The organism is Paenibacillus sp. 01T443 (genome assembly GCF_056398325.1).
The window spans coordinates 1-12,420 of the sequence record NZ_JBFTPE010000032.1 but is presented as its reverse complement, the minus strand read 5'-3'; the positions used below and the strand labels follow the sequence as shown (position 1 = coordinate 12,420).

Here is a 12,420-nt window from a genome sequence, read left to right as displayed (position 1 = left end):
CTTTGAGCCGATTCCGTAGTAGCGGAATCGGCTTTTATCTTTTATGGATCCGGRGATGGTCGGAATTTTGAAAGTGGGAAGTCGTTTTTTTGGTAAGCGGCACGATGTCCTGTCCCTTAGAATGAGAATATAACAACAGCAAGAAAGAAGGGGACAGCAGATGGTACAAACAGGATGGACTCCGTTTTTCAAGAAGCTCAAGCGTTACCGGGCATTGTTTTTGATGATGGTTCCAGGGATCGCTTACCTCATTATTAACAATTACCTGCCAATGTTCGGAGTCGTCATCGCCTTTAAGGACATCAACTATGCCAAGGGCATACTCGGCAGCGATTGGGTGGGGTTCAAAAACTTCGAGTATCTGTTCAAGACGGCGGATGCTTTCATCATCACCCGCAACACCATTCTTTATAACGTATCATTCATTATTCTTAATACGGCAATGGCCATCGCGGTTGCGATTCTGCTCAATGAGGTAAGAAGCAAGCTCTCAGCCCGTTTCTATCAAAGCGTTATTCTTCTTCCGTTTCTGATTTCTATGGTTATCGTAGGTTATCTAGTACTCTCAATGCTAAGCGCTGAGAGCGGTTACCTGAACCTGAATCTGCTTCCGATGTTCGGAATCGAGCCGATATCCTGGTACTTCGAACCGAAATACTGGCCTTACATCCTAACCATCGTTCAGGTCTGGAAGTCTACCGGATACCTGTGCGTTATCTTCCTGGCAGCGATCATCGGCATCGACCACGAGTATTACGAAGCGGCGACGATCGACGGCGCGACGAAATGGCAGCAGATCCGCACCATTACGGTACCGCTCATAGCGCCTACCATTACGATCATGACGCTGCTGGCGATTGGGCGCATTTTCTACTCTGATTTCGGCTTGTTCTACCAAGTGCCGCTCAACTCCGGTCCGCTGCAGCCGGTTACGGACGTTATCGATACTTACGTTTACCGCGGACTAATGACGCTCGGGGATATCGGAATGTCATCCGCAGCCGGTCTGTACCAATCCTTGGTCGGATTTATCCTGGTCCTGCTGTCCAACTACATCGTCAGCCGACACAACAAAGAAAACGCCTTGTTCTAAGCGGAAAGAGGGAAAATGACTATGAAAACCAACGATATGAACCAGACCGTCGTCCATGCGATATTCATCATTCTTGTAGTGCTGTGCCTGTTTCCATTCGTACTTCTCATCATGTCCTCGTTCACGGAGGAAAGCGCGATCGTAAGTAACGGATATTCGTTCTGGCCAAGCGAGTTCAGCCTGGATGCTTATTCGTACCTCTGGATACAGAAGGCGGCAATGTTCAACTCCTACGGGATCACTATCCTGATCACGATCATCGGCACTTTCGTAGGCCTGCTGATCAGCGCTTTGCTCGCGTATCCGTTATCCCGGCGGGACCTGCCGATGCGCAGCATCCTAAGCTTTCTGGTTTTCTTCACGCTATTGTTCAACGGAGGCCTTGTGCCAACGTACCTGATTTATACCGAAGTTTTCCACATGAAGAATACGCTAATGGCCCTGATTATTCCCGGTCTGCTCACCAACGGTTTCTTCATTCTGCTGATTCGGACTTTTTTCGCCAATTCGATTCCGGTCCAGATTATCGAGTCGGCTTATATCGACGGAGCTACGGAGTTCAAGATTTTCTACCGGATGGTGCTGCCGCTGTCGCTGCCGATTCTAGCGACGATCGGCCTCATGCTGACGATCAACTACTGGAACGACTGGTTCAATGGCCTCATCTATATCACGGAGCCGGAACTGTTCAGTATCCAGAACCTGCTCAACCGGATGTTGGTTAACATCCAGTTCCTCCAGCAGAATAATCTGGGCGGACAACAGATGGCAGTCAACCCACCGATGAACTCCGTGCGGATGGCAATGGCCGTTATCGGAATCCTGCCGCTGATCCTAATTTATCCGTTCTTCCAGAAATATTTCGTCAAAGGCCTCACCATCGGGGCGGTCAAGGGTTAATGCCAGGATAAGCCAATCCCGGGTCTTTGCGCCCGGTTGGTATAGATTGCAGCTGCAGTGCCAACATAATCTAGGGGGAAAATACATGCCAAGAAAGTCAAAAGCCGTAACACTTCTGTTCTCCGTTCTGCTAATCCTGTCACTGCTCGTTTCCGCTTGCTCAGGATCGAACAATTCGGGCAATAATGCCGGTTCTTCCGATCCGGCTGGCAATGACGGCGCAGCAGCCGCTTCCTCATCTAACGAGAAAGAACTGGAGATGACGATAGCGTTCATCGGACTCGGGAATATGAATGAAGTCGCTCTCGTTGAGGAACAAATCAGCAAAATTACTAAAGAAAAAATTAACGCAACGGTCAAATTGATGCCGATCGACATTGGCGCGTGGGTACAGCAAGTCAACCTGCTGCTCGCAGGCAATGAGCCTTTGGATCTCCTTGTTACTTCTTCTTTCTTCAACTTCAGCTCGCAGGTAGCCAAAGGACAGCTGCTGCCGATTGACGAGCTTGTGGAGAAACACGCTCCGACCATTAAAGATACGATGGAATTGGCTATTTTCAACGCAACGAAAGTCGGCGGCAAGAGCTATGGCGTGCCGAGCGTGCGTGATACGGCGGCCGACCACGGCTTCGTGGCCAGAAAAGACCTGATGGACAAATATGGCCTGACGTTCGATAATGTAAAAACGTATGCGGATCTTGATCCGATCTTCCAGAAGATCAAAGAGAACGAGCCGGGGATGTATCCGCTGGTTCAGCGTTCCCAACTTGGGGGGATTGCGGCTGAAATCGTGCGCGGTTACATCGATACACTCGGTGATACGCCAGGTATCCTAATCGTTGAGAATCAGGATCTGAAAGTCGTAAACCTCTACGAACAGCAAATGTATAAGGACGCTCTGCAGCTTGCCCGCAAGTGGTACCAGGCTGGATACACCATGCCGGATGCCGCAACGACGCAGGAAGGCAATAATAGTCTGTTGAAAGCGGGCAAAGGCTTCAGCTACCTGTCCAACATGAAACCAGGCTTCGAATCCCAGGAGAAAACGATTAACGGATATGAAATGGTGGCTGCCCGATTCGTGCCCCCGATTTCCACTTCCGACTCCGGTACGGGATTCATGATGTCGATCCCAAAAAATACACAGGATCCGGATCGCGCTGCACAGCTGCTGAACCTGCTCTATACCGACAAAGACATCGCTAATCTGATCGCCAACGGCGTCGAAGGAAAGCATTACGTAGATGCCGGCAACGGACAGATCAAAGCGCCGGAAGGCGGAAGCAACTACGTCTTCAACCAATGGCAAGTCGGCAACAACGCGCTGGCTAAAGTATGGGAAGGCACGGCGCCCGATATTTGGGAGCAGACGAAGGAGTTCAACAATTCGTCGACCTTCTCCAAAGCGCTCGGCTTCTCGTTCGATTCTTCTCCTGTGAAGACCGAGATCGCTGCGGTAGCCAACGTAAACAACCAATACAAGGCTGGTCTGGAGTCGGGCACGATTGATCCCGCCAAGCTGGATGAATTCATCAGCAAGCTGAAATCTGCCGGCCTCGACAAGATCATTGCCGAGAAGCAGAAGCAGCTTGATCAGTGGGCGGTAGAAAACAACGTGCAATAACCGGATATAAGGATTAGCAAGTGAAGGCTCCCTTCTTCGAAACTCTGTTTCGAGGAAGGGAGCCTTTTATAACGGGGAGGATGAATGTGATGTGAAGCCGAATATGACTATCTCCGCATGGAGGGTGAGGCGTACGGCCGCAAGCTGTCCGGTCGGGCGTCCCAGCGCGGATGATCCGCTACAGAGGTATGGATCATGCCTTCATGGATAAAATCGGGCTGTATCCGCAGGCTGAGGACTGCATGAAAGAAATCGCTGCAGGTATTCGAGAAACATTCAAGAGCAATTGATTCGTATGGAATTGCTGCCAAGGCATGAGAGGTTTTTTTGAACGGCTAAGTGTAAACACCTCGCGATCAGAGGATCGCGGGGTGTTTTTTGTGAAGAATATTCTCTCCGGTGTCCCCCAAAAGTAATAACGAACGCAAGGCCTTCGTCACCTGTTCGGGGACATAGTCTATATTTTGATGCGGAGGATCGCGGCTGCATACGGCGGCAGCGGATAAACGCCGTCATCGCATCTGAAATCCGATTCCTTGGGCGACACCGATTCAGGCCGGTCGATCGTATTCGCGTCCTTCGGATTCCCGGAGGTCAGTACCGTTTGTATGCCTTGCACCGGAACGTTTCCCGCGCCGTGAATATGGATTTCCGTCTCCAATAGATAAGGAGACGGATTGACCAGCTTGATAATCAGTTCGCCAGCTGTACGGTCCAAAGTCGAAACGGATGTCAGATACGGAATCGGTGCCGACTGGTACTCGTGGAGGAGCTCGCCATTTAGGAAACACTTTACCGTGTCGTTGACGATAGTCACCTGCATATGCTGCCAATCCGCTTCCTGGACGGCGATCTTTTGGTCGGGCGCCAATTTGACACGGGACCAGCCGACGATGCGTACCAGACGGCTTTCTCCATCCGGATCTAATTCCCATAATAGATAATTCTGCTTGTCCCATGGCAGATGCCGGTCCAACAGGCGAAGCCGAATCCCTTCTGAACCTAGTATCGCTTTGGCGGAAACGTCATACTGGCTCCAAGAAGGATCGCCGATCAACAACGTGCCATGGAACTCCCTGCACTGCGGCTGACTGCCGGATAAGCGGTTCAGGCGCAGCAATGTTTCACTGACGTTACTTACGACGAGATCCTGAATCCGGTCAAGCGCCTTCTCCTCGACGCCCAAGCCTCCGTACAGGACGGCCGGACGGCTTTCTGTAGCGACATAGCTATCTACCACATACTCTCCGCGATGCTCGCCGAACATCTTCTGAATGTGAAAGGAAGGCGTGCCGTACACTCTCGTACCGTCAAAATAGATCAAGCTGGGATCCCATACGGTATGATGAATATTGGCGAATAGCGGGGCATACGACGACATGGTAACCAGATCCTGATTTCTTTCCATGCCTGTCATAAAAGCCGCTTCGCTGAGCGCCCCGAGCAGGGTGCCGCTCTTATTGTCGACGATCATCGCATATTCCCCGACATAAATCTTAGGTCCGCTGCGGTCATAATGGTCATACATGTCATGGTATTGCTGATAGAAATCGTTATCCGCGTAGAAGTGCTCATCCACGATCTCAACCGGCAGCCCCTTCGTCTCCGTCCCCACTTCCCAATGCGTGTTCCATATGGTCACGATTTCCGGATATTTCTCTTTTACGGCTTCATAGAAAACCCGGTATCTGAGGTTATACTCAGGTCCGAAATTTTCGTTGCCGATCTCCAGGTATTTCAGTCCAAAAGGTTCGGGATGGCCGTTCTTGGCACGCAAGGAACCCCAATATCCGGCGACCGGCCCGTTCGCGTATTCGATGGCGTCGAGCATATCCTGCACCCATTCGGACAGATCCTCCATCGGGATCATTTCACCGGGCCTGCCTTGGCAGGTCAACCCGCAATTCACCACGAACATCATGTCCAATCCCATATCTTCGGCCATTTGAAGATACTCGTGATAGCCGAGGCCGTTTGTCGTGCGGTACTGCCACAACGTCCAATGAGAGGTCCTTTCGGATATGTCTCCTATCGTTTTCTTCCACCTGTATGCAGTCTCGACGGAGAACCCTTCCACGAAGCAGCCTCCGGGGAAGCGGAGGAAGGAAGGTTTAAGCTGCTGAAGCATGCCGACTAAATCGGGACGCAGCCCGTTCTTTCTATGAAGGAAGGTGGTCGCTGGGAACAAGGAAACGAGCTCCAGCCAGAACGTTCCCGCTGACCGGGTGGAGAACGCGAGTATCGCCTCGGCGTCATCCCGGTCGCTTTCCAGCGTCAATTCATACTTCAGCCATTCACCGGAGATTAAGGTAACCGAACCAGAGGCATAAATGTTTCCCGAACGGTCTTCCAGGGTGATCTCGAGATCTCCCTGGAATCCGTCGGCTTTCTTCCCATAAAACGAAAGGTTGTATGTCTCCCCGGACCGAACGGGAATGCCCCAAAAACCGGTATTGCAGACGGACACTCTGCCGTGCGGAACGGACGCAGCCTCAACCTTCAGGGAAATCGGATTCGTTTCGTTCAGCGGAAGCGCGTCGTCGAGTTTGATTTCAGCTTCGCATCCTTCTGGAATCTGCGTATACCAGCCGGGAATGGGATCGGTATGTTCAAAAGGCGAGATCCAGCCGGCCGGAGAATGAAGCTTGCAATTTTCGACATGGCATCTGTCCGGAACCAACGTATCTTCGAAAGATCGGTTACGGATCAGCTCCGCGTAGATCCCTCCGTCTCCGGCATGGCTGATTTCTTCGAAAAATAGTCCGTACAAGGTTGGGCTTACCGGAAACCGGATTTTATCCGCATGAATAGTTACATTTGCTGATTTGCGCATGAGCAGGCACTCCTTTTCGGATATCTAAAACTGCTACCATTATAGAACAGTACGTTCTTCAAAGCTTTCAATATGGCGACATTGCGTTTGTGTTTTGATGACATGCCGAAATGCTGCGGAAGTCAGATTATCGAAAGCGGAAAGTCGTATTATTGGTGGGTGCTCTGCCGGATAGTTCTTTAGAATGAGAATCAAAGCAATAGTATAGAAAATGATTATACACAGCAAGGCAAAAAACCAGAACAGTAGGGAGATCAATGAACATGACCTTTACCGAGAAGACCCGCATTGGCACGATCTACAAAAATGAAGCGGCCCGCGGGATTATCATGCGCCGGATACCGGCGCTGCACACAGCTGCGCCGCATATCGCGTCCCTCTTCAAGAGCCTGTCCCTGGATCAATACTACCAATTTAATCAAGAAGAGCTGTCGCAGCCGGATTGGATAGCTGAAACGCTGTCCGAGCTGGCTGATATACCTTATGAAGTGTTAAACGGAGAGCCGGAACCCGAAATGATTCCGTCTGCAGATTACGAGCCTGCCGGTGTCCCGTCCGCTTCCGCTGTCGTTCAGGCGCCTGCCCAGGCCGAACAATGGGGCGTTTATGAAATCGAAATTAAGGGCCCAAGCCACGGCAATCCCTTCACGGAAGTTTCCATTCATGCCGAGTTCAGCTCAGGCGACAAGACCGTCCGAATGGGGGGATTCTACGATGGAGATGGGATCTACCGCATTCGCTTCATGCCGGATATCCAGGGTGACTGGAAGTTCCGTACATCCAGCAATGCGCGGTCGCTCGACGGTATTGAAGGAGCGTTCCGGAGCGTGGAGCCTTCACCAGGCAACCACGGCCCTCTGCGTGTGAAGGATACTTTCCATTTTGCCTACGCAGACGGAACATCTTACATTCCTGTGGGGACAACCTGTTACGCCTGGACTCACCAAGGAGACGAATTGGAGGAGCAGACGCTCGAAACGTTAAAAGCTTCCCCGTTCAATAAGATGAGGATGTGCGTGTTTCCAAAATCGTACCTGTTCAACGAGAACGAACCGGTCTATTATCCATTCGAAGGATCCTTGGCGGAAGGCTGGGATTACACCCGACCCAATCCAGCATTCTTCGAGCACCTCGAGAAACGGATTGCCGATTTGGACAGGCTGGGCATCGAGGCGGACCTTATTCTGTTTCATCCTTACGACCGCTGGGGCTATTCGGAAATGCCTCCGGCAGCGGACGACCGTTATCTTCGCTATATCACGGCCCGGCTTTCCGCATACCGCAACGTGTGGTGGTCGCTGGCAAATGAGTATGATCTTATGTGGTCCAAGGAGGAGGATGATTGGGAGCGGTTTGCAAAATTAATCAAAGAAAACGACCCGGCCGACCATCTCATTTCGAACCATAATTGCCTAAGCTTTTACGATTATAGCAAGCCCTGGGTTACGCATTGCAGTATCCAGCGCATCGACGTGTACAAAACCTCGGAGGCAACGAACGAATGGCGCGAGAAGTGGAAAAAGCCCATCGTGATCGACGAGTGTGCATACGAGGGGGATATCGATCAAGGCTGGGGCAATATCAGCGGAGAAGAGATGACCCGCCGTTTCTGGGAAGGCGCGGTTCGCGGGGGATACGTAGGCCATGGCGAAACCTATCTCAATGCGGAAGAAATTCTATGGTGGTCCAAAGGCGGTAAACTGACGGGAACGAGTCCGGATCGGATTGCTTTTCTTCGCGGAATTACAGAAGAAAGCCCCGGAGGCGTGCTCAATCCGCTGCCGTCTGACTGGGATGTGCCTTGCGCGGGAATCAAGGACGAATATTACTTGTATTATTTCGGATTCAACCAGCCTCGTTTCCGGAAATTCAACCGCAAGCCGGGAATCCGGTACCAGGTCGAAGTGATCGATACTTGGATGATGTCCATAAAGAAGCTTCCGGGTACTTATGAGGGGTCTTTCCGAATCGAGCTTCCGGGGAGAGCGTACATGGCAGTGAGACTAACGAAGGTTGACACGAAACACGAATGAAAGGAGAACCAAAATGAAACAAATCAAAGGTGTTAACCTAGGGAATTGGCTTGTTTTGGAAAAATGGATGAATCCCGTTATGTTCTCCGGAACAGAATGCGAAGATGAGACATGGCTATGCAGAACCTTGCCCCATGATATAAAAGTCGACAGATATACCCAACACAGAGCTGCCTACATTACGGAACGTGACTTTGCTTATATTGCAAGCAAAGGATTAAACACTGTACGTATCCCCGTTCCCTATTTTATCTTCGGGGATGTAGAACCATTTGTAGGTTGCATAGAGTATCTAGACAAGGCATTCAACTGGGCAGAGAAATACCATCTTCAGATTCTGATCGACCTGCATACGGTTCCGGGGAGCCAGAATGGTTTTGACAACGGCGGAATTTGCGGAGTGTGCAAATGGAGCCAGAATCCGGAGGCAGTGGAGTTTGTGCTGACACTGCTGGAGCGTCTGGCGCAGCGCTATGGAACTAGGGAAGGATTATGGGGCATTGAGATCCTCAATGAGCCTATTTCTGAAGAAGTGTGGAATCTTGTCAATATACCTGATCGCTATCCGGCAGTCGATAAGGAAGAGGCGGAGGGTTCCGGTCCGGTACCAAGCGAGTTTCTGCGAAACTTCTATGTTGAGGCCTACCAAAGAATGAGGCAGTATTTACCGGTAGATAAGGTTATTGTATTCCATGACGGGTTCCGGCTCCACGAGTGGAAGGACTTCATGAGACAAGAGGAGTTTGTAAATGTTGTTCTCGATACGCATTTTTATCTGATGATAGCAGAAGTAATGGGCTGTGAGAAGAATTTGGATGCCTATATCCAATACATCGATAACAACTTCGCTAAAGATGTTGTCGAGATGCAGGCATATTTCCCAGTCATCGTTGGAGAGTGGTGCCTCTTCAACAATACCGAGGGCCTGAAAGAAATGAGCGAAGAAGAGCGGAAACTCCTCTATATGAAAATTGCTAATGCACAACTGCAAGCTTGGGAGAAGGGGCAGGGTTGGTTTTACTGGAGCTACAAATTACTGTTGGATACGGTCGGCGATTCAGCGTCAGAAGGCTGGGACAGCTGGGATATGGGCAAGAGCATTGAGCAGGGGTGGATGCCTGATCGGTATTGATGCGTAGAATTCCGGTAACCATTTAGCATGCCGATGTAGAAATCAATCATGACTTTATCACTACCAGTGATAGGTTAGGAAGAAGTATGCTGAGGGGTTTCTTGTATGGAATGGAATAGGTCGTTCATGAAGCTTTATCATGAGTTTTTTAAGGCGAAGAGATGACGGGTCATTATTAATGTTGTTCGAATAAGTTCATTTGTAGATTCAATGGCCATGTCTTCATGACATGGCTTTTATTTATTTCAGCATTTGTTCAAATCTTTTGGTTGATAAAAATTAAATATCTCATCAAAGGTTGGATTTGTTTAAAAAGGTTATATGAAGGAAAGACAATGAAACTTGAAAATAAATACAGTGTGACCCTCCAATATTAAAATAACAGGTAACGATAGTTGAACATACAAGGGGCAGTTGCTGCGGCAGCTGCTCCATTTCTTTATTAAGCTAACGGGCAGCATTCCTATTATGAAGAAATACGAGGTTTTTGGAGCTTGCCAGCTCCAAAGAAAAAAGCCGTATGCCTTGCTGGAGGCGGCCAAACAGCATCCGATGATCCTAAAATTAATCCAGGTATGAGAGGTCTTAGAATTTACATAGGGTTGGCTGATAACTTATGTCTCTCCCTTCAGACCGAAGGTCTGTAAAGGACCGAAGGTGGTACTACGGGTTATCAGCAAGGCCATCTCTCGAGGAGAAAGCTGCATACCGCTTTCCAACCAGTGCTGAATGACACCCAAATTTGCGGATGTCAAATAAGCAATAATGAACCCGCGCGGCACCGGTATATGCTCGGACTGAAGTAAGGACAGCTTATTAATAATATGCTTTTGCATAATCTGTCTAATTTGGATGGGATAAGCCGGATCACCTTTAGGTCCCAAGAGAACTTTGAAAAATACAGCATGCAATGTGAAAAAATCGAACAATTCCAGGAAAACCGGATGAGGCTCGTTACGTGCTGCATACTTCATTATTTGAATAGGCTCGATGTTCTTGACTATTTCTAGAATTGCTTTGAGCATATCCTCTTTGCTCTGGTCCAGTAGATCGTATTTATCGCGGTAGTGCAAATAAAATGTCCCCCGATTCAAGCCGGCCTTCTGCATCAAATCCCGGATGGTGGTGCTTTCGAAGCCTTTTTCGTCTATTAAGTCGATTAAGGCATTCCTAAGCAACAGCTTCGTTCGAATGATTCTAGGATCTGTCTTGACCTGCATTTTCTTCCGCCCCTCCGGTAACTATTTAGTGAACTAATGAACAACCTTTATGCAGCGTGTCGGGTAAGCGACTTTTGCGGGTATCTTGATCATTGAATATAACCTTCATCTTATTATAATTAGCTGTGTGACCTTTATTCAACATTACATTAAGTTGATTAAATAGGAGGAGATCTTTTATGAGATCGGAAACGCCGTTTATGCACTATGTAAAAGAATTTATGGGTCAGCGTCTTATTTTGTTTCTATTCACTGTTTGTTTCTTTAGCTGTTGCGGTGTCATTGCGACTTTCGGCAGTATTCGGACGGCGGCAGCAATGTGCGTAGGCCCAGTATTTGTCGTCATTATCGAATATATCGTACACCGATACATTCTTCATGAATTTCCGAGGATTGCTCCTTTTGCTTATAAGGGGCATGTTGCCCATCATCAATCTCCCAATGACGTGAAATATTTGTTCGGACCAGTCTCTTTCGATATGTGTGCGTATTTGGTCATTTTTGGGGCGGCGTTTATTGTGACGGGGTATGATTGGCATCTGTCTTTTGCCGTCGTGTTCGGTGCATCCGGCTTTCAAATCTATTATCAATGGAAGCACTATGTTTCCCATCGCCCAATCAAACCTTTGACGCCTTGGGGCAAATGGCTGAAGAAAAGACATCTGCTGCATCATCATTTGGATGAGAACGCGTTGTACAGCGTAACTAACCCTGTGTTGGATATCGTCATGAGAACAAACCGGCCCAGAGCGTCCAATTCGCGGCCTTCAATTTCCCGTAAAGATAAAGGGATGCCCTCATCATAAAACAGATAAGAATATCTGAATTCCAGCTTGCTTCTCATTAGGCTAGCCCATTGAGCAATCTTGCGAAGAGAAAGAATGATTAACTTTCTTTTCGAAAGTACTCTCTTGATTATACAACACTAATTTGATGGATGGAGATGTTGAACATGAAAGAAATGACAGGAAAATGGCTGGGTTGGATCGGCATCGTGTTAGCTATTATCGGGCTTTTCTATGCCCCCGTATGGATGGGCAGCATTGCCGTTATCTTCGGACTCATTGGCTTGGCTACCCTTAAAAAGGGGCTGGCATGGTGGTCGATCGGTCTTGGAGTGATTGCATTTATCATTCCTTACTTTGGATAAATAAATCACTCTCTTGATTATACAACACTATTTTGATGGATGGAGATGTTGAATATGAATGAAATGACAGGAAAATGGCTGGGTTGGATCGGCATCGTGTTAGCTATTATCGGGTTTTTCTATGCACCCGTATGGATGTGCAGCATTGCCGTTCTCCTCGGACTCATTTGCTTTGCTACCCCTCAAAAGGGACTGGCGTGGTGGTCGATCAKTCTTGGAGTGATTGCGTTTATCATTCCTTMCTTTRKATAARTAAAMCCGGWATTTTTCRAAAGCAYTCGCWTGATWATACAAAACTAATTTGATGGATGGAGATGTTGAATATGAATGAAATGACAGGAAAATGGCTGGGTTGGATCGGCATCGTGTTAGCAATTATCGGTTTTTTCTACGCCCCCGTATGGATGGGCAGCATTGCCGTTATCTTCGGACGGA

Annotated in this window: 10 protein-coding genes and 1 pseudogene; 9 read left to right on the top strand and 2 right to left on the bottom strand. The window is 48.8% G+C overall.

The genetic code is table 11. The features are described 5' to 3' along the window. Positions 1–160: 160 nt before the first annotated feature. The 4 genes and pseudogenes from AC1DLI_RS31185 to AC1DLI_RS31170 all read left to right on the top strand — a co-directional run. Positions 161–1,093 carry an ABC transporter permease gene (locus AC1DLI_RS31185; RefSeq protein ID WP_477609099.1) on the top strand — a complete coding sequence of 311 codons (933 nt, stop codon included), beginning with the start codon at positions 161–163 and terminating at the stop codon, positions 1,091–1,093. Positions 1,094–1,114: 21 nt separating this feature from the next. Further along, positions 1,115–1,993 (top strand): carbohydrate ABC transporter permease, encoded by an 879-nt coding sequence (locus tag AC1DLI_RS31180; protein ID WP_477609213.1) that lies wholly within the window; start codon positions 1,115–1,117, stop codon positions 1,991–1,993. Positions 1,994–2,078: 85 nt separating this feature from the next. Next, positions 2,079–3,617 carry an ABC transporter substrate-binding protein gene (locus AC1DLI_RS31175; RefSeq protein ID WP_477609097.1) on the top strand — a complete coding sequence of 513 codons (1,539 nt, stop codon included), beginning with the start codon at positions 2,079–2,081 and terminating at the stop codon, positions 3,615–3,617. A gap of 96 nt (positions 3,618–3,713) precedes the next feature. Next, positions 3,714–3,907 (top strand): annotated as a pseudogene (locus tag AC1DLI_RS31170) (alpha/beta hydrolase); the annotation flags it as partial. 167 nt (positions 3,908–4,074) lie between these two features. Here AC1DLI_RS31170 and AC1DLI_RS31165 read toward each other — a convergent pair. Continuing rightward, positions 4,075–6,450: an alpha-L-arabinofuranosidase C-terminal domain-containing protein gene (locus AC1DLI_RS31165; RefSeq protein ID WP_477609095.1), complete on the bottom strand. Its 2,376-nt coding sequence runs from the start codon at positions 6,448–6,450 to the stop codon at positions 4,075–4,077. Between the two features lie 263 nt (positions 6,451–6,713). Here AC1DLI_RS31165 and AC1DLI_RS31160 point away from each other — a divergent pair, with 263 nt between their 5' ends. Further along, positions 6,714–8,483, top strand: coding sequence for a DUF5605 domain-containing protein (locus AC1DLI_RS31160; protein ID WP_477609093.1), 1,770 nt, complete (start codon positions 6,714–6,716; stop codon positions 8,481–8,483). Positions 8,484–8,496: 13 nt separating this feature from the next. After that, positions 8,497–9,615: a glycoside hydrolase family 5 protein gene (locus tag AC1DLI_RS31155; RefSeq protein WP_477609091.1), complete on the top strand. Its 1,119-nt coding sequence runs from the start codon at positions 8,497–8,499 to the stop codon at positions 9,613–9,615. A 614-nt stretch (positions 9,616–10,229) separates the two neighbouring features. Here AC1DLI_RS31155 and AC1DLI_RS31150 read toward each other — a convergent pair. Continuing rightward, the gene (locus tag AC1DLI_RS31150) at positions 10,230–10,835 is read right to left on the bottom strand and encodes a TetR/AcrR family transcriptional regulator (RefSeq protein ID WP_477609089.1); all 606 of its coding nucleotides are present in this window, start codon (positions 10,833–10,835) and stop codon (positions 10,230–10,232) included. Between the two features lie 179 nt (positions 10,836–11,014). On the opposite strand from AC1DLI_RS31150, the gene AC1DLI_RS31145 reads away from it, so the two are divergent. The 3 genes from AC1DLI_RS31145 (at position 11,015) to AC1DLI_RS31135 (ending at position 12,237) form a co-directional block, all read left to right on the top strand. Continuing rightward, the gene (locus tag AC1DLI_RS31145) at positions 11,015–11,641 is read left to right on the top strand and encodes a sterol desaturase family protein (RefSeq protein WP_477609087.1); all 627 of its coding nucleotides are present in this window, start codon (positions 11,015–11,017) and stop codon (positions 11,639–11,641) included. Between the two features lie 146 nt (positions 11,642–11,787). After that, positions 11,788–11,985, top strand: a complete 198-nt coding sequence (locus AC1DLI_RS31140) for a hypothetical protein (protein WP_477609085.1) — start codon at positions 11,788–11,790, stop codon at positions 11,983–11,985. A 54-nt stretch (positions 11,986–12,039) separates the two neighbouring features. Beyond that, a complete protein-coding gene (locus AC1DLI_RS31135) occupies positions 12,040–12,237 on the top strand; it encodes a hypothetical protein (RefSeq protein WP_477609083.1) in 198 nt (65 codons plus the stop codon). Positions 12,238–12,420: the final 183 nt, after the last annotated feature.

What these genes read in the sequence shown, in the direction of transcription:
- AC1DLI_RS31175 (WP_477609097.1), top strand. Translation starts at nt 2,079, where the DNA reads ATGCCAAGAAAGTCAAAAGCCGTAACACTTCTGTTCTCCGTTCTGCTA.
- AC1DLI_RS31160 (WP_477609093.1), top strand. Translation starts at nt 6,714, where the DNA reads ATGACCTTTACCGAGAAGACCCGCATTGGCACGATCTACAAAAATGAA.
- AC1DLI_RS31150 (WP_477609089.1), bottom strand. Translation starts at nt 10,835, where the DNA reads ATGCAGGTCAAGACAGATCCTAGAATCATTCGAACGAAGCTGTTGCTT.
- AC1DLI_RS31180 (WP_477609213.1), top strand. Translation starts at nt 1,115, where the DNA reads ATGAAAACCAACGATATGAACCAGACCGTCGTCCATGCGATATTCATC.
- AC1DLI_RS31185 (WP_477609099.1), top strand. Translation starts at nt 161, where the DNA reads ATGGTACAAACAGGATGGACTCCGTTTTTCAAGAAGCTCAAGCGTTAC.
- AC1DLI_RS31145 (WP_477609087.1), top strand. Translation starts at nt 11,015, where the DNA reads ATGAGATCGGAAACGCCGTTTATGCACTATGTAAAAGAATTTATGGGT.
- AC1DLI_RS31165 (WP_477609095.1), bottom strand. Translation starts at nt 6,450, where the DNA reads ATGCGCAAATCAGCAAATGTAACTATTCATGCGGATAAAATCCGGTTT.
- AC1DLI_RS31140 (WP_477609085.1), top strand. Translation starts at nt 11,788, where the DNA reads ATGAAAGAAATGACAGGAAAATGGCTGGGTTGGATCGGCATCGTGTTA.
- AC1DLI_RS31155 (WP_477609091.1), top strand. Translation starts at nt 8,497, where the DNA reads ATGAAACAAATCAAAGGTGTTAACCTAGGGAATTGGCTTGTTTTGGAA.